Origin of the sequence: Escherichia sp. 10290 (assembly GCF_030295155.1) — a bacterium.
GTDB lineage: Bacteria > Pseudomonadota > Gammaproteobacteria > Enterobacterales > Enterobacteriaceae > Escherichia > Escherichia coli_F.
This window is the reverse complement of record NZ_AP025741.1, coordinates 1,440,536-1,458,393: the sequence shown is the minus strand read 5'-3', so window position 1 is coordinate 1,458,393 and position 17,858 is coordinate 1,440,536. Positions and strand designations below refer to the sequence as shown.

At 52.7% G+C, this 17,858-nt stretch carries 16 protein-coding genes; 2 read left to right on the top strand and 14 right to left on the bottom strand.

Features of this window, described 5'->3' with window-relative positions; translation table 11 throughout:
* Window positions 1–3: 3 nt before the first annotated feature.
* From fabH to yceD, 4 genes are all read right to left on the bottom strand, one after another.
* A complete protein-coding gene (gene fabH / locus QUE74_RS07220; protein WP_000288127.1) occupies window positions 4–957 on the bottom strand; it encodes a beta-ketoacyl-ACP synthase III in 954 nt (317 codons plus the stop codon).
* 67 nt (window positions 958–1,024) lie between these two features.
* Window positions 1,025–2,095 carry a phosphate acyltransferase PlsX gene (gene plsX, locus QUE74_RS07215; RefSeq protein WP_000197578.1) on the bottom strand — a complete coding sequence of 357 codons (1,071 nt, stop codon included), beginning with the start codon at window positions 2,093–2,095 and terminating at the stop codon, window positions 1,025–1,027.
* Between the two features lie 80 nt (window positions 2,096–2,175).
* Window positions 2,176–2,349, bottom strand: coding sequence for a 50S ribosomal protein L32 (gene rpmF / locus QUE74_RS07210; protein ID WP_000290727.1), 174 nt, complete (start codon window positions 2,347–2,349; stop codon window positions 2,176–2,178).
* Between the two features lie 51 nt (window positions 2,350–2,400).
* Complete coding sequence (gene yceD, locus QUE74_RS07205) at window positions 2,401–2,922, bottom strand: 23S rRNA accumulation protein YceD (RefSeq protein ID WP_001174481.1); 522 nt, start codon at window positions 2,920–2,922, stop codon at window positions 2,401–2,403.
* 198 nt (window positions 2,923–3,120) lie between these two features.
* Between yceD and yceF the strand changes: the two genes are divergently transcribed.
* The gene (gene yceF, locus QUE74_RS07200; protein WP_001125202.1) at window positions 3,121–3,705 is read left to right on the top strand and encodes a 7-methyl-GTP pyrophosphatase; all 585 of its coding nucleotides are present in this window, start codon (window positions 3,121–3,123) and stop codon (window positions 3,703–3,705) included.
* Between the two features lie 111 nt (window positions 3,706–3,816).
* Here yceF and rluC read toward each other — a convergent pair whose 3' ends face one another.
* Window positions 3,817–4,776, bottom strand: coding sequence for a 23S rRNA pseudouridine(955/2504/2580) synthase RluC (rluC, locus tag QUE74_RS07195; protein WP_000846356.1), 960 nt, complete (start codon window positions 4,774–4,776; stop codon window positions 3,817–3,819).
* 572 nt (window positions 4,777–5,348) lie between these two features.
* Here rluC and rne point away from each other — a divergent pair.
* The gene (gene rne, locus QUE74_RS07190) at window positions 5,349–8,534 is read left to right on the top strand and encodes a ribonuclease E (RefSeq protein ID WP_000827354.1); all 3,186 of its coding nucleotides are present in this window, start codon (window positions 5,349–5,351) and stop codon (window positions 8,532–8,534) included.
* Between the two features lie 194 nt (window positions 8,535–8,728).
* Here rne and flgL read toward each other — a convergent pair whose 3' ends face one another.
* The 9 genes from flgL to flgD form a co-directional block, all read right to left on the bottom strand.
* A complete protein-coding gene (gene flgL / locus QUE74_RS07185) occupies window positions 8,729–9,682 on the bottom strand; it encodes a flagellar hook-associated protein FlgL (RefSeq protein ID WP_001212756.1) in 954 nt (317 codons plus the stop codon).
* An 11-nt stretch (window positions 9,683–9,693) separates the two neighbouring features.
* Window positions 9,694–11,337, bottom strand: a complete 1,644-nt coding sequence (gene flgK, locus QUE74_RS07180) for a flagellar hook-associated protein FlgK (RefSeq protein ID WP_000096492.1) — start codon at window positions 11,335–11,337, stop codon at window positions 9,694–9,696.
* 65 nt (window positions 11,338–11,402) lie between these two features.
* Window positions 11,403–12,344, bottom strand: a complete 942-nt coding sequence (flgJ, locus tag QUE74_RS07175; RefSeq protein WP_001354913.1) for a flagellar assembly peptidoglycan hydrolase FlgJ — start codon at window positions 12,342–12,344, stop codon at window positions 11,403–11,405.
* Window positions 12,344–13,441 (bottom strand): flagellar basal body P-ring protein FlgI, encoded by a 1,098-nt coding sequence (flgI, locus tag QUE74_RS07170; RefSeq protein WP_000589300.1) that lies wholly within the window; start codon window positions 13,439–13,441, stop codon window positions 12,344–12,346. Before flgI ends, flgJ begins: the two co-directional genes overlap by 1 nt.
* Before the next feature lie 11 nt (window positions 13,442–13,452).
* Window positions 13,453–14,151 (bottom strand): flagellar basal body L-ring protein FlgH, encoded by a 699-nt coding sequence (gene flgH, locus QUE74_RS07165; protein ID WP_001295442.1) that lies wholly within the window; start codon window positions 14,149–14,151, stop codon window positions 13,453–13,455.
* 52 nt (window positions 14,152–14,203) lie between these two features.
* Window positions 14,204–14,986 carry a flagellar basal-body rod protein FlgG gene (gene flgG, locus QUE74_RS07160; RefSeq protein WP_000625837.1) on the bottom strand — a complete coding sequence of 261 codons (783 nt, stop codon included), beginning with the start codon at window positions 14,984–14,986 and terminating at the stop codon, window positions 14,204–14,206.
* 170 nt (window positions 14,987–15,156) lie between these two features.
* On the bottom strand, window positions 15,157–15,912 hold the full coding sequence (flgF, locus tag QUE74_RS07155; protein ID WP_000349322.1) for a flagellar basal-body rod protein FlgF: 756 nt from the start codon (window positions 15,910–15,912) through the stop codon (window positions 15,157–15,159).
* 19 nt (window positions 15,913–15,931) lie between these two features.
* Entirely contained in the window at window positions 15,932–17,137 is a 1,206-nt protein-coding gene (gene flgE, locus QUE74_RS07150) for a flagellar hook protein FlgE (RefSeq protein WP_000885847.1), read from the bottom strand.
* 25 nt (window positions 17,138–17,162) lie between these two features.
* Window positions 17,163–17,858 carry a flagellar hook assembly protein FlgD gene (gene flgD / locus QUE74_RS07145; RefSeq protein WP_000020488.1) on the bottom strand — a complete coding sequence of 232 codons (696 nt, stop codon included), beginning with the start codon at window positions 17,856–17,858 and terminating at the stop codon, window positions 17,163–17,165.

Below are 17,858 nucleotides of genomic sequence, written 5' to 3'. Positions count from 1 at the left end.
ATCCTAGAAACGAACCAGCGCGGAACCCCAGGTGAATCCACCGCCAAAGGCTTCAAGCAGAACCAACTGCCCCGGCTTAATGCGCCCATCACGTACAGCTTCATCCAGCGCGCACGGGACAGAGGCCGCAGAGGTATTACCGTGGCGATCCAGCGTCACCACGACATTGTCCATCGACATGCCGAGTTTTTTCGCCGTTGCACTGATAATACGCAGGTTAGCCTGATGCGGCACCAGCCAGTCCAGTTGAGAACGGTCAAGATTATTCGCCGCCAGCGTCTCATCAACGATGTGCGCCAGTTCCGTTACCGCAACCTTGAAGACTTCGTTGCCCGCCATCGTCAGATGAATTGAATTCTCTGGATTCACACGGTCAGCATTAGGCAGCGTCAGCAATTCACCATAGCTACCATCGGCGTGCAGATGGGTAGAGATGATTCCCGGCTCTTCAGAGGCAGCCAACACCGCAGCGCCCGCGCCATCGCCAAAAATAATAATAGTCCCGCGATCTGTTGGATCACAGGTGCGCGCCAGTACATCGGAACCGACGACCAGAGCATACTTCACCGCCCCAGATTTCACGTATTGATCGGCTACGCTTAACGCGTAGGTGAAACCTGCGCAGGCTGCTGCAACGTCAAATGCCGGGCAACCTTTAATACCCAACATGCTTTGAATCTGACATGCTGCGCTCGGGAAAGCGTGCGTAGCAGAAGTCGTTGCCACAACGATCAGGCCAATCTGGTCTTTATCAATGCCCGCCATCTCAATTGCGCGTGTCGCCGCTTCAAAGCCCATGGTTGAAACGGTTTCGTTTGGCGCGGCAATGTGGCGTTCGCGGATACCGGTACGAGTGACAATCCACTCGTCAGAGGTGTCCACCATTTTTTCCAAATCGGCGTTTGTCCGCACTTGTTCGGGCAGATAGCTGCCAGTACCAATAATCTTCGTATACATGTACGCTCAGTCACTTTTCGGTTATATACCGTCACTTGCAAACTGCGAGTTCGCTGGCAGCGTCCTGCTACCGCAGAGTTCCGCTTTTGCCACCGTCCAGCAGCTCAAAACCAGCTGGGTATACAGATTCCAGGCGAGCGGCAATTCGCTGAGGAACTTGTCGCTGCACCGCCTGCACTGCCTGTTCAATCGCGACCGCAAAAGCTCGCTGATTGGCTGCACCATGACTTTTTATCACCGTGCCGCGCAATCCTAACAGACAGGCGCCGTTATACTGGTCGGGGTTGAGGTGACTGAATCGCCTCGTCAGGCTCTTTTGTAGCCAACGCTTTAATAACAGTAGCCACCACGACCGTTTTTTCCCTTCACCCTGAGATTTCAGCAGAGAAAGGAACATCCTGACAACACCTTCCATCGTCTTTAATGTGACATTTCCTGTAAAGCCGTCACAAACCAGCACATCTGTCTTGCCAGTTAACAACTCATTGGCTTCAAGATAGCCGATATAATTGATAGAAGGGATTGTTTTAAGCACTGCTGAGGCATCCCGAATACTGTCGAGACCCTTTACTTCTTCTTCACCAATATTGAGCAACGCCACGCGAGGATTGGGAATTTCCACCACCTCTTCAGCCAGAACTGAGCCCATAATGGCAAATTGCACCAACATTGTACTGTCACAATCGACGTTGGCCCCTAAATCGAGGACCACCGTTTTGCCCTTTTGCTGATGCGGTAATACCGTCACCAGCGCCGGACGCTCAATCCCCTCCAGGGGCTTGAGTAATAATTTTGCCAGCCCCATCAGCGCCCCGGTATTACCGGCACTGACACAGGCTTGTGCTCGACCTTCTTTCACCAGCTCCAGGGCCACGCGCATTGAACTCCCACGACTGGCGCGGATAGCTTGCGAAGGCCGGGCATCACTGGCGATAACTGACTGCGCAGGAATAATCTGCAGACGCGAACGTTGTTCAAAGTCAGCTTTAGCAAGTAATGGCGTGATGGCGTCGGGATTGCCGACTAAAAGAAGAGTGAGTTGCGAATTAGAATTCAGTGCCTGCAATGCTGCAGGCACTGTCACGGAAGGGCCAAAATCCCCTCCCATGACATCTAACGCCAGGGTTAGACGTGTCAAGGTATCGTCGCCGCCCGGTTTGGTCTTTCCCCAGTTGCCTGGGGAAAATCCTCACTAAGCTTCATCACGCAGACGCGTGATTACTTAGCGATGACCTTGCGGCCGCGGTAGTAACCGTCGGCAGTGATGTGGTGACGCAGGTGTTTTTCACCAGAAGTTTTGTCTACAGACAGGCTGGTGACTGCGGTCAGCGCGTCATGGGAACGACGCATGCCACGTTTGGAACGGGTTGGTTTATTCTGTTGTACGGCCATGGACCTTACTCCTCAATTACGGTTTATCCCCGATCCAACGGGGAGCACCAATTACTTACGCTTTAAGCTGGCTAATACGGCAAATGGGTTTGGCTTTTGCGCTTCTTCAGGCAGTTCACCAAAGACCATGTCCGCTTCGGACACTTCACAGTGTTCAGAATCATGCACCGGAACTACCGGCAAGGCGAGGATGATTTCATCTTCAACCATTGCAAGCAGATCGATTTCACCGAATTCGTTAACCTCAATCGGTTCATACGCTTCCGGCAGTGCTTCAGCCTGTTCGTCTGAACGCACAGGACTAAAACAATACGTTGTGTAGACCTGATGAGTAAACGGCTTCCCGCAACGCTGACACTCGAGCGTTACCGTCACCTTCGCATCGCCGTTTAACACTGCGAGACGTTGGTTATCGATAGCGAACGACATGGAGCATTCCACATCACTGTCCACACTGACTACGGATTCGGCGACGCGCTCAACCTGATCAGGGGTATAGATACCCTGGTAATCAAGGCGTTTTTGAGCCGTACGAACCGGATCGAGAGTCAGGGGTAATTTTACCTTTTGCATAGGGCGCGCATATTAACTTTGTAACGTCATAGAGTCAAAGAAAAAGGCAGCCTGTGGTTGCCTTTTGCCAATAATTCGCACACATTGCGGGTTACTGCTTTATTTTCGTTCAGTGCTGATAACGAACATCAACCTGCAAAACGAAGCGCATAGTTTAAAATGGCTATCATCAATACGCTATATCTGATGGAAAAAAATATGCCTAAACTTATTTTAGCCTCCACCTCGCCCTGGCGCCGCGCGCTACTGGAAAAACTGCAAATCTCTTTTGAATGTGCAGCACCAGAGGTCGACGAAACCCCACGCAGTGACGAATCACCGCGACAGTTGGTGCTTCGACTGGCGCAGGAAAAAGCGCAATCTCTGGCGTCACGTTATCCGGATCATTTAATTATTGGTTCAGACCAGGTATGTGTTCTTGATGGCGAAATCACCGGTAAACCGTTAACGGAAGAAAATGCCCGTCTGCAATTACGCAAAGCCAGCGGCAATATCGTCACCTTCTATACTGGACTGGCGTTGTTTAATTCGGCGAATGGGCATCTGCAAACAGAAGTGGAGCCTTTTGACGTCCATTTCCGTCACCTGAGCGAGGCGGAGATTGATAATTACGTGCGTAAGGAGCATCCCCTGCACTGCGCGGGTAGCTTTAAGAGTGAAGGATTTGGCATTACGCTGTTTGAGCGTTTAGAAGGGCGTGACCCTAACACGCTGGTTGGTTTACCGCTAATCGCGCTGTGTCAGATGTTACGTCGGGAAGGGAAAAATCCGCTAATGGGATAGTTTTTTGCGCCGGATGCGGTTATGTCGCATCCGGCAATCGGTGCTGGCTGCCTGATGCGGCGTAAACGCCTTATCAGGCCTACCGCCCATTATCAGGCTTATATGCACGTATTAGCGCGCGTTACGCAGTTTCTGCAAACAACGCTTCAACCCCTCATCCATCGGTGCTTCGATACGCATCACCTCCCCGGTCCCCGGATGGGTAAATTTCAACGCGGCGGCGTGCAGGAACAGACGATTTAATCCCGTGCCAGCTTCAGTGAGCTGTCTGTCAAATTCACGGTCACCGTAGCGATCGTCAAAGGCAATCGGATGACCCGCATACTGTGTATGCACACGGATCTGATGAGTACGCCCTGTTACCGGGCTACAACGCACCAGGGTGGCAAAAGCATAGCGTTCTTCCACTTTAAAGCGTGTTTCCGACGGTTTGCCTTCCTGACTCACACGCACGATACGTTCGCCGCTTTGCAGAATATTTTTCAGCAACGGCGCTTGAACGCTCTTCACATGCGACTGCCACTGACCGCGCACCAGCGCCAGGTAATCTTTTTGCATCCCTTTTTCACGTAATTGCTCATGCAGAGAACGCAACGCCGAGCGTTTTTTCGCTACCAGCAACACACCTGAAGTGTCCCGGTCGAGACGATGTACCAGTTCAAGGAACCGCGCTTCCGGGCGCAACGCCCGTAAACCTTCGATAACGCCGAAGCTTAAACCACTGCCGCCATGTACTGCCGTACCGGAAGGTTTATTCAGCACCAGGATATGCTCATCTTCATATAAGATGACGTCCGCCAGCGCCGCCACCTTTTGCAGATGTGGCGAAACCGCCTCCTCTTCACGTTCAGCAACGCGAACCGGTGGAATACGCACCTCATCACCTGCTTCGAGTTTATATTCAGGCTTAATGCGTTTTTTGTTCACCCGCACTTCGCCTTTACGCAAAATACGGTAAATCATACTTTTAGGTACGCCTTTCAATTGGGTACGCAAAAAGTTGTCAATACGTTGCCCCGCTTCGTCCGCGGTGATAGCAACAATTTTTACGGATGGAGTCTCTGTTTTCATGGTGGGCGATTCTAATTAGCCAACAGGATTCGCGCCACTCATTTTTCTATGCTTATATTTAGTTTTGCACCTTATTACTTCACTACGTCATCACTTTATTGATGGTTATTAAACCAATCACCATTAAGAAGTGAAAAAACTGTGAGTAAGCGGGTGATAAATGGTAAAAGTCATCTTGCTATAACAAGGCTTGCAGTGGAATAATGAGAACGTTTCCGTGTCCATCCTTGTTAAAACAAGAAATTTTACGGAATAACCCATTTTGCCCGACCGATCATCCACGCAGCAATGGCGTAAGACGTATTGATCTTTCAGGCAGTTAGCGGGCTGCGGGTTGCAGTCCTTACCGGTAGATGGAAATATTTCTGGAGAGTAATACCCAGTCTGTTTCTTTGATAATTGCGCTGTTTTTCCGCATGAAAAACGGGCAACCGACACTCTGCGCCTCTTTGAGCTGACGATAACCGTGAGGTTGGCGACGCGACTAGACACGAGGCCATCGGTTCACACCCGGAAAGGCGTTACTTTGCCCGCAGCTTAGTCGTCAATGTAAGAATAATGAGTAAGTTACGATGAAAAGAATGTTAATCAACGCAACTCAGCAGGAAGAGTTGCGCGTTGCCCTTGTAGATGGGCAGCGTCTGTATGACCTGGATATCGAAAGTCCAGGGCACGAACAGAAAAAGGCAAACATCTACAAAGGTAAAATCACCCGCATTGAACCGAGTCTGGAAGCTGCTTTTGTTGATTACGGCGCTGAACGTCACGGTTTCCTCCCACTTAAAGAAATTGCCCGCGAATATTTCCCTGCTAACTACAGTGCTCATGGCCGTCCCAACATTAAAGATGTGTTGCGTGAAGGTCAGGAAGTTATTGTTCAGATTGATAAAGAAGAGCGCGGTAACAAAGGCGCAGCACTGACCACCTTTATCAGCCTGGCAGGTAGCTATCTGGTTCTGATGCCAAACAACCCGCGCGCGGGTGGTATTTCTCGCCGTATTGAAGGCGACGACCGTACCGAATTAAAAGAAGCACTGGCAAGCCTTGAACTGCCGGAAGGCATGGGGCTTATCGTGCGCACCGCTGGCGTCGGCAAATCTGCAGAGGCGCTGCAATGGGATTTAAGCTTCCGCCTGAAACACTGGGAAGCTATTAAAAAAGCCGCTGAAAGCCGCCCTGCCCCGTTCCTGATCCATCAGGAGAGCAACGTAATCGTTCGCGCATTCCGCGATTACTTACGTCAGGACATCGGCGAAATCCTTATCGATAACCCAAAAGTGCTCGAACTGGCGCGTCAGCATATCGCTGCATTAGGTCGCCCGGATTTCAGCAGCAAAATCAAGCTGTACACTGGTGAAATTCCGCTGTTCAGCCACTACCAGATCGAGTCGCAGATCGAATCCGCCTTCCAGCGTGAAGTCCGTCTGCCGTCTGGTGGTTCTATTGTTATCGACAGCACTGAAGCGTTAACTGCCATCGATATCAACTCCGCACGCGCGACCCGCGGCGGCGATATCGAAGAAACCGCGTTTAACACCAACCTCGAAGCTGCCGATGAGATTGCTCGTCAGCTGCGCCTGCGTGACCTCGGCGGCCTGATTGTTATCGACTTCATTGACATGACGCCAGTCCGCCACCAGCGTGCGGTAGAAAACCGTCTGCGTGAAGCGGTGCGTCAGGACCGTGCACGTATTCAAATCAGCCATATTTCTCGCTTTGGTCTGCTGGAAATGTCCCGTCAGCGGCTGAGTCCATCGCTGGGTGAATCCAGCCATCACGTCTGCCCGCGCTGCTCCGGTACCGGCACCGTGCGTGACAACGAATCCCTGTCGCTCTCTATTCTGCGTCTGATTGAAGAAGAAGCGCTGAAAGAGAACACCCAGGAAGTCCATGCCATTGTTCCTGTGCCAATCGCTTCTTACCTGCTGAACGAAAAACGCTCTGCGGTAAATGCCATTGAAACTCGTCAGGACGGCGTGCGCTGTGTGATTGTGCCAAACGATCAGATGGAAACCCCGCACTACCATGTGCTGCGCGTACGCAAAGGGGAAGAAACCCCAACCTTAAGCTACATGCTGCCGAAACTGCATGAAGAAGCGATGGCGCTGCCGTCTGAAGAAGAGTTCGCTGAACGTAAGCGTCCGGAACAACCTGCGCTGGCAACGTTTGCCATGCCGGATGTGCCGCCAGCGCCAACGCCAGCTGAACCTGCCGCGCCTGTCGCAGCCCCAGCACCTAAAGCTGCATCAACAACACCAGCAGCTCCTGCACAACCAGGGCTGTTAAGCCGCTTCTTCGGCGCACTGAAAGCGCTGTTCAGCGGTGGTGAAGAAACCAAACCGACCGAGCAACCGGCACCGAAAACTGAAACGAAACCGGAACGTCAACAGGACCGCCGTAAGCCACGTCAGAACAACCGTCGTGACCGAAATGAACGCCGCGACACACGTAGCGAACGTAATGAAGGCAGCGATAATCGCGAAGAAAACCGCCGTAATCGTCGCCAGGCACAGCAGCAGACTGCCGAGACGCGTGAGAGCCGTCAGCAGGCTGAGGTAACGGAAAAAGCGCGTACCACCGACGAGCAGCAAGCGCCGCGTCGTGAACGTAGCCGCCGCCGTAATGATGATAAACGTCAGGCGCAACAAGAAGCGAAAGCGCTAAATGTTGAAGAGCAATCTGTTCAGGAAACCGAACAGGAAGAACGTGTACGTCCGGTTCAGCCGCGTCGTAAACAGCGCCAGCTGAATCAGAAAGTGCGTTACGAGCAAAGCGTAGCCGAAGAAACGGTAGCCGCACCAGTGGTTGAAGAAACTGCCGCTGCCGAAACCATCGTTCAGGAAGTGCCTGCTCCGCGTACAGAACTGGCGAAAGTCCCGCTGCCAGTCGTAGCGCAAACTGCGCCGGAACAGCAGGAAGAGAACAATGCTGATAACCGTGATAACGGTGGCATGCCGCGTCGCTCTCGCCGCTCGCCTCGTCACCTGCGCGTAAGTGGTCAGCGTCGTCGTCGCTATCGTGACGAGCGTTACCCGACCCAGTCGCCAATGCCGTTAACCGTAGCGTGCGCGTCTCCGGAACTGGCCTCTGGCAAAGTCTGGATCCGCTATCCGATTGTACGTCCGCAAGATGTACAGGTTGAAGAGCAGCGCGAACAGGAAGAAGTACAAGTGCAACCGATGGTGACTGAGGTCCCTGTCGCCGCCGCTGTCGAACCGGTTGTTAGCGCACCGATTGTTGAAGAAGTGGCTGAAGTCGTAGAAGCCCCCGTTCAGGTTACCGAACCGCAACCGGAAGTGGTTGAAACGACGCATCCTGAAGTGATTGCCGCCGCGGTAACTGAACAGCCGCAGGTGATTACCGAGTCTGATGTTGCCGTAGCCCAGGAAGTTGCAGAACACGCAGAACCGGTGGTTGAACCGCAGGAAGAGACGGCTGATATTGAAGAAGTTGCCGAAACTGCTGAGGTTGTGGTTGCTGAGCCTGAAGTTGTTGCTCAACCTGCCGCGCCAGTCGTCGCTGAAGTCGCAGCAGAAGTTGAAACGGTAGCTGCGGTTGAACCTGAGGTCACCGTTGAGCATAACCACGCTACCGCGCCAATGACGCGCGCTCCGGCACCGGAATATGTTCCGGAGGCACCGCGTCACAGTGACTGGCAGCGCCCTACTTTTGCCTTCGAAGGTAAAGGTGCTGCAGGTGGTCATACGGCAACGCATCATGCATCTGCCGCGCCTGCGCGTCCGCAACCTGTTGAGTAATAATTAGCTCAAGTAATCAAGCCCTGGTAACTGCCAGGGCTTTTTTATTTCATCTTTAAATCAACATATTAAAATTCATCGAATGGCATCCTTGCTAACCAACAATACAAAATAGGCAAAAAAATGCCCGCCCCGGCGATCCCAGAGCGGGCAGACAAAACATACCCAGTTTCATGATATGTTTTAAAGCGAGCTTATTTGTTGAGCTGGAAGAGCGACAATCCCTGCATATCGGTAAATGCTTTATACGATGCCTGCAATGCCGTTTGCTGCATGATGTAAGATGAAATAGTTGCATTCCAGTCCACATCAACCAGATCGCTCATCTGCTGCGTTTGCCCTAAAGCGCGATCGCTACCTAATGAATCCAGCGACTCCAGTTCGTTCAGCTGCGTGCCTAATTCCGCGCGAACGGTCAGCACATTGTTCAGCGAGTTTTTCAGTCCGCGGTTGGTTTTATCCAGTGCCGCAGCGGTGGTTTCTTTATCCGCTTCGCTTTCCGCGACCGGCGTTTTCAGGGCTGCGATGGCGCTATCCAGCATGGCAAAAAGATTGGTTTCAGAAGCGCTACCGTCTGGTTCCGCTACCGCGTTGCTGGTAATACTGTCGAAAATTTTGTCACCCGTGTGCCCTATCACCATCGAACGCGAAGCATCGACCTGTTGTTTAATACTTTCTGCTCCGCCAACATATTCGCCGTCTGCCTCACTAAACGGCGCAGTTTCTGTTTTATAACCGGCAAAAATGTAGCGCCCGTTACCATCCGTAGTGTTCGCCAGATTCAGCAACTGGTCACGAATACCCTGGATATCGGTTGCCAACGACGCCCGGTCATCATCACTCAAGGTGCCATTGCTGGCGTAGACAATTTTTTCCTGAGCATTCTGGATAGCAGTGGTGACCTGGCTAAGCACACTCTCTTCCAGTGACACTTTTTGAGTGGCGAAAGTACGCGCCAGCGTGTACTGACTGTTTTGCGCCTGTGCCTGGGAGAGAACAACAGCTTGTGATGCAGCAATGGGATCATCTGAAGGGTTAACGACTCGCTTACCCGTCGACATCTGTTCGCCGTACTTCATCCATTCGGCCTGAGAATTGGTGATGCCACGCATGTTTTGCTGGTACATCATCTGGGTACTGAAACGCATTTTATCTCCCCTTAACGAATGTTAATCAGCGCATCAAAAATCGCGTTTGCCGTCTGCAGAACCTGTGCATTCGCCAGATAATACTGCTGAAAACGTTGCAGATTTCCGTACTCCTCATCGAGATTGACACCGGAAATCGACTGCTGCTGATTGGAAAGCTGCGTTACCACATTACCTTGCGTGGTGCTACTGGTTTTCAACGTCGCGGTTTTATTACCGATATCACTCACTAACGATGCATAAGCGTCGTTAAAGGATTTCGCACCGCCCACCGTTTTACTGTTGCTTTGCAGATCCAGCAGGGCCTGACCGTTGCGGTTGTCGCTATCACCCGCATCTTCTTCGCTCGCCATGGCGATTTTCGCTTCGTCAGTGATTAATACATCCATGTTGACGATGGCGTCACTTACCGGTTTCAGCGTGAAGCTGTCGTTAACGGCAGGCGTTCCTGTAAACGTCAACTCCAGACCATCAAATGCCACTTTACCGTTGGCATCCGGCGTCACCGTAAAAGTGGTATTGCTGGCAAGGCGGGTGACCTGCCACTGATTATTATCGAACGAGATTTTGTAATCTGTCGCCAGTACCGCGGAGGCATCAGTTACCGTGGCACCGATCGCAACGTCACCGTTGTTTTTAGTGTTTTGCAGAACCGCGGGCTTACCGATAGCAAAGAAATCTTCACCGGCATCGCCGTTAGCATCAAATCCGGCTTTGTGTTGGGTGTTGAAAGCCTCGGCAAATGCCAGCGCCAGTTGTCCGAGCGTATTACGCGTCTGGTCCAGATCCTGAGAACGGAATGTCAGAATGCCGCCCAGTGACCCGGTATTCAGCAATTTCTCCGGGATCTCAAGATTGCCCGCAGTCCCATCAACATAAGCGACAGTCGTACGAGAAGGGTCGGCGCTGGAAGGAACTGCCGCTAGCTGCCGCGCCGTACTACCCTGAACCAGTGAGTAACCATTGGCCATCGTGATGTTATAAGTGCCGCCATCCTGAACGCTGACTTCTACACCAACAATCTGGTTTAATTCGCTCACCAGTTGATCGCGTTGATCCAACAGATTGTTAGGTGACGCCCCTGCTCCCACGCCTGTCAGACGGGAGATTTGATCGTTCAGGCTGGCGATTTGTTTAGCGTAATTGTTGATCTGATCAACGCTGGCACCTATCGCGATATTGACCTGTTTGTCCTGGTCGCGCAGATATTGATCGGTGGTTTTAAACTGATTCACCAACCCTTCTGATTTCCCAATCAGCGCCTGGCGTGCTGCCGGGTCTTCCGCGTTACTTACCAGCGTTTGCAGGCTTGTGAAGAAATCCTGCATCTGTGTTGCCAGCGAAGAGGTACTGGTGGAGAGCATATTGTCGATTTTCGACATCTGCTCATAGCGGGCAGTCAGGCCGCTACTTTGCGTCTGCGCAGCACGTAACTGGTTGGTAATAAACGCATCATACTCACGCTGCACACCAGAAACGTAGACGCCATTGCCAACCCAGCCGCCAGCGCCCAACGTGCTATTGGCCTGCGCCATAATAGTGGTTTGGCGGGTATATCCGGCAACGTTATAGCTGGAGATATTATTACTTGCCGTATTTAACGCCGCCTGGGCCGCGTTCAGTCCGCTCATGGCGTTATTGATCAAGCTGGACATGGAGGTTCCTTATAAGCCTTCAATTACAGAGTATTATCGGCAGCGACCCGCCGGACTTGAGTTATTCAGAACAGATTATCAATGTTCATGCTGTAGGTTTTGCTCACCTTGTCGCTTATCGATTTCATCTGCTGAATCATGCTGGTGAGTTTGCGGGCATAGTGAGGATCGGTGGCATAGCCCGCGTCCTGTAGGGCCTGCGCCCCCTGCTCAGCACTCGCGGCGGTCGTCACGGCGGCGTAGCGCGGGTTACGCGTTAACAGCCCAACGTAATCCGACAATGCTTCCAGATACGAGCTGTAGACCCGAAACTTCGCTTTTACTTTCTTCGCTTCGCCATTTTCATATTCAGTCGTGGTGATTTCAGTGACTGGCCCTTTCCAGTTGCCAGAGGCTTTGACGCCAAACAGGTTATAGCTCGGCTCGCCGTTTTCACGGCGGATTTGCCGTTGTCCCCAGCCAGATTCCAGCGCCGCCTGAGCGAGGATCAAATGATGTGGCACACCGCTTTGCTGGCTTGCCAGTTGGGCGGGCAACGAGAGTTGCGCGAGGAATGCTTTACTGTCACCCGGCAGCGAATCATCGTAGTTACGTGGTACGGCCTTTTGCACCAGCTGCGAAAGCGTCTGATTTTGATAACGCACCACGGTTTCGAGCGGGAATTTCATCGGTGCTGCTGGCGTGGACTCATCTGGCAACGGTTGTTCTGGCGTCATCTGTTTAACAATCATCTCTGCCAGCCCCAGGCCTTTGCCCGCCGTCATCTGTTGGGCAATCTGCTGGTCATACATACTGGTGTAGAGGCGAGTGTGCTCGCTGCTGAACAGGCCATCTTTTGGCAAAGCGTCGCGCATGCTTTTCAGCATCATCTGCACGAACATCCCTTCCACCTGGCGGGCCACCGGACGGATATTTGCCGCCGGATCTTCGCCCGCTTTCGCCTTAAGTTCGTTGAGCGATTGTGCATCCCAGGCCGCACTTGCCAGTAGTTTGCTGTCGCTGATCATCAGATGATTTCCAGTTTTGCCCGCAGACATCCCGCACTTTGCATTGATTGCAAAATAGACATCAGATCCATCGGCGTAGCACCCAGCGCATTGAGCGCGCGCACCACGTTATTGAGGCTGGCACTGGAGCGTACGCTTTGCAGCGAACCGCCGCTCTGGCGTAAGTCGATCTGTGTTTGTGGAGTAACCACAGTCTGCCCGCCACCAAACGGTGTATCTGGCTGGCTGACATTGGCCTGCCGATTTACCGTAACCGAGAGATTACCCTGCGCTACCGCGCAGCTGTCGAGGGTCACTTCGCGATTCATCACCACCGAACCAGTGCGCGAGTTAATCACTACTTTAGCGTCCTGCGGGGTAACATTAACCTGCATATTCTGGATATCGGCAAGGAAACGGACCTGGGAACTGTTGCCACTCGGTACGCGCACCTGAATAGTCCGCGCATCTAACGCGGTGGCGCTGCCATATCCACGCACGCGGTTGATGGTGTCAGCGATTTGCTGCGCCATACTGAAATCTTCGTCGTTAAGTTGCAAATTAAGGGTATTCCCGACGCCAAACTGGCTGGGCAATTCACGTTCAATAACCGCACCATTGGTGATCCGTCCACCGTTCAGTTGGTTCACCTGAACACTGCTACCGCCAGCGGAGGCCCCTGCGCCGCCAACCAGAATATTGCCCTGTGCCAGCGCATACACCTGACTGTCAACGCCCTTAAGCGGTGTCATCAATAACGTACCGCCACGCAGACTTTTGGCATTTCCCATGGAAGAAACCACCACGTCAATGGTTTGCCCCTGACGTCCAAACGGTGGAAGTGACGCCGTCACCATTACCGCAGCGACGTTTTTTAGCTGCATATTAGTGCCCGTCGGAACGGTAATTCCCAGCTGTGAGAGCATGTTATTAAGCGTTTGTGTGGTAAACGGCGTCTGAGTTGTCTGGTCACCGGTGCCATCCAGCCCCACCACCAGGCCATAGCCAATCAGTGAGTTTTGCCTTACCCCCTGAACACTGGTGAGATCGCGAATACGCTCAGCCTGAGCTGCCGTGATAACCAGTAGAAGAATTAATGCAGAGAGAAATTTAATCACCACAGCCTCACTTACATTGGCGACAGGTTAAGGAAGAAACGCTGCAACCAGCCCATATTTTGCGCTTCGTTAATGTAGCCATTGCCTACGTATTCAATGCGCGCATCCGCCACCTGAGTAGACGGTACGGTATTACTGCCGCTGATGGTGCGAGGATTAACTACACCAGAGAAGCGAATAAATTCGGTACCCTGATTAATGGCGATCTGTTTTTCACCCACCACATGCAGGTTGCCGTTGACCAGTACCTGGTCAACCGTCACCGTCAACGTGCCGCTAAAGGTATTGCTGGCATTGGCCCCGCCTTTTCCGTTGAACGTGTTACCACCGGAGGCTTCGACATCGGCACGAGCGTTTCCAAACAGCCCCTGCAAATAGCGCGGCACAGTATCAAAGCCAAAATTAGTTTTACCGTCACGGCTGGCATTCGCAGAGGAGCTTTTGCTGGCGCTGACGTTCTCCTGCAACACGATGGTCAGCGTATCGCCAATATTGCGTGGTCGACGATCTTCAAACAGCGGTTGATAGCCATAGTTAATCGGCTGAGCAGACTGGAAAATAGAACCGTTGGCGACGGGCGTCGGACCGGGAACCGGTTGTGCACTGGTCGCCCCCTGTACCAGCGGCGTGGAGGGTATCCAGGCGCAGCCGGTTAGTGAAAGCACCAACAAGCTGGAAATGGCATAAGTATGCGCAGCGTTTTTTTGCATGGCTATCATCTTCAAAAATCAGTAAACCGGTGAATCTGCCACCGGTTATGCCTTAGAGTTGCGTCAGTTTTTGCAGCATCTGATCGGTGGTGGATACCGCTTTACTGTTGATTTCGTAAGCGCGTTGCACCTGAATCATATTGACCAGTTCTTCCGCCACATTGACGTTAGACGTTTCAACATATCCTTGATAAAGCAGTCCCGCGCCGTTCAGGCCCGGCGTGCTTTCGTTCGGTGCACCGGAGGATTGCGTTTCGGTGTAGAGATTTTCGCCAATACTCTCCAGTCCGGTATCATTCATAAAGGTGGTGAGATTGAGCTGCCCAACCTGAACCGGAGCTGCCTGGCCTTGTTGGGTTACGCTGACCACGCCATCACGACCGATGGTGATACTTAACGCATTCGCCGGAATGGTGATCGCTGGCTGCACCTGAAAACCACCAGCCGTCACCAGCTGCCCGTTCTGATCCACCTGGAAAGAGCCGTCGCGGGTATAGGCTGATGAGCCATCTGGCAACATCACCTGAAAAAAGCCCTGCCCTTTAATCGCGACGTCTTTACTGTTGTTGGTCTGCGACAGGTTGCCCTGGCTGTGTAAGCGTTCAGTGGCGACCGGACGTACCCCCGTGCCGATTTGCAACCCGGATGGCAAGGTGGTTTGTTCGGAAGACTGTGCCCCCGGCTGGCGGATGGTTTGATAAAGCAGATCTTCAAAAACGGCCCGCTGGCGCTTAAAACCGTTGGTACTGACGTTTGCCAGGTTGTTGGCAATGACGTCCATATTGGTTTGCTGGGCGTCAAGGCCCGTTTTGGCGATCCATAATGAACTGATCATAAAATGTCCTGTGGTGGATTATTGACAAAATGCATATGTCTTCATGCCGGATGCGGCGTAAACGCCTTATCCGGCCTACAAGGGATAGAAAAATCAATAAATTGCGATGTACCCCGTAGACCGATAAGTTTGCACACTGGGCAACTTACATTTGTCATGTATCCGTTCAATTAACTCATCGACAGCAGTTGGTTGGCACGGCCTGCGTTATCATCAACGCTGCTGATCACCTTCATCTGCATTTCAAAACGCCGCGCGCTGGCAATCATGTCGCTCATTGCCGCAACGGCATTGACGTTACTGCCTTCCAGAACCCCCGACATCACACGTAAGGTTGGATCTGCCTGCAGTACCGGCCCACGCGTAGCCTGGCTTTCTGCGCTTAAACGAAACATGCCGTCGTCACCGCGCTGCACTTCGCTGCCCGTGGCTTTCACCAGCTTCAGACGCCCCACTGGCGCGACAGTATTTGCCGGATCGCCAGAATTCAGCGCCGAGATTGTGCCATCGGCAGCAACAGTGATTTCCGCCCCTTCCGGCACAGCAATTGGCCCCGCCTCGCCGATCACCGGATGCCCCTGAATTGTCAGTTGCCCGGTGGGATCAACCTGAATGCTGCCATTACGCGTATATCCTTCGCTGCCGTCAGCGGTCTGCACGGCCAGCCAGCCGTCCTGCTGCAACGCGACGTCCAGCGGGCGCGAGGTGTAATCCATCTTACCGGGCGTCATGTCAGCACCCGGTGTTGACGCCGTAACCAGCGTGCGCGTGGGTAGTGAAAGCCCTTCCACCGGCACTGCACGCAAGGCGTTTAACTGTGCGCGAAAACCGGGCGTAGAGGCATTGGCCAGATTACTGGCGGTCACCGCCTGTTGATTCAGCGTCTGGCTGGCTGCCCCCATCGCGGTATAAATTGCGTGATCCATTGAGCTATCCCGTCAGCGATTAGCGTAAGTTAACCAGCGTGTTGAGGATCTGGTCCTGAGTTTTGATGGTCTGGGCGTTAGACTGATAGTTACGCTGGGCAACGATCATATTGACCAGTTCTTTGCTGAGATCGACGTTGGACGCTTCCAGCGCACCGTTGGTCAGGGTGCCAAAGTTGCCCGTCCCGGCAGTCCCCAACAGCGCCACGCCAGAAGATTGCGTCGCAGACCAGACATTGTCACCTTCAGATGCCAAACCTTCGTTGTTGGCAAAGTTCGCCAGTACAATCTGCCCCAGCAGTTGGGTTTGTTCGTTGGAATAGTTGCCGACAACCGTACCGTCATCATTGATTTGATAACTCACCAGATCGCCCGGTTTATAGCCGTTCTGGGTGGTTGCCACAATGTTGTTAGCACCGGTATTTTGCTGCATGGAGTTGAGGAAGCTCAGGCTAAACGTGGCGGGATCTGCGCCGTTAATTGCGCCGGTGGTAATATCCTTTGTTGGATCTGAGGTCAGAACGCCATTGGCATTAAACAACAGCGTCGTTGCAGGGTTAGCTGTGCCTTTTGGATCACTGCTATCCAGGGTGTAAACATCCCAGTTATTATCCCCGGTCTTCACAAAATAAACGCTCATATCATGAGCATTACCCTGACTATCGAAAACAGTCACCGAACCTTTTTTGTTATAGCTATCCGCATTGCTGGCATCGAATCCTTTAACAGAGGGAAGCGGATCACTGGAATTCAGGTTGATCTGCATCGACGCCGTGGTGGTAGTTTTCGCTGCCATCAGGGTATTCGGGATCGAAATATTGGTCGGATTCGCCCCTTGTTGAATAGTCGGCGGCGTACCGGTTGCCGGGTAACCCGTCAGCTGTAAACCTTGCATATTCACCAGGTTACGGTTTTCATCCAGCTTAAATTGTCCGTTACGGCTGTAGAACACCGAACCGTTGCTGTCTACCAGACGGAAAAAACCGTTCTGGCTGATAGCAACGTCCAGACCACGCCCGGTGTTGGTGGTCGTGCCATCGGTAAAGTCCTGAGTGATACCGGCAACTTTTACCCCCAGTCCCACTTTCGAACCGGCAAACATATCGGCAAAAGAGGCCGTGCCTGATTTAAAGCCGTAGGTGGCGGAGTTGGCGATATTGTTGCCAATAACATCGAGGTTGGTGGCGGCAGCGTTTAATCCGCTAACCGCTTGAGAAAAGGCCATGACTGACTCCTGAAATTTGAGGGCTTTAAATTATCTGCCGTACTTCGTCGAGGGTGGTGGTGCCGTAAGTGCCGAGATCCAGCGTATTACCGTTGTTGCCGCGGATCACCCCCTGCACCAGAGCAAACTGCAGCGGCTGGGCAACCAGTTGTGTACCACCGCTACTGGCGCTAATCGCTACATTGTAAGAACCGTTCGGCGCAGTGCTGCCGTCAGTCAACGTACCGTCCCAGGTGAAACTGTGGACTCCGGCAGTCAGTTCACCGATATCAATGGTACGGACAACCGCGCCGTTTTTATCGGTGATGGTGGCCGTAACTTTGTCTGCCGCCTGCTGCAACTCAACACCAAACGGTGTGGTCGTGGTCACAGCCCCTTCTTCACTGCCGGTTCCGGCAAGAACTGTGGTGCCGGGGATCATCACACCGTGACCGATCAGGTTACTGGCCTGTAACGACTGGCTGTTATCAATCTGTCCGGAAATAGATCCGAGCGTGGTATTGAGTTTTTCAATCCCGCTGACCGTGCTGATTTGCGCCAATTGCGACGTCAGCTCGTTGTTTTCCATTGGATTGGTCGGGTCCTGGTTTTTCAGCTGCGCCACCAGCAAAGTCAGAAAACTGCTTTGTAAATCTGCGGCGTTGCTACCCGTGAGCGAGCTACTGCTGGTGGTGCTAACGCCGGTATTTGTCGGATCGGTGGTGGTTACCGCAATGGACAT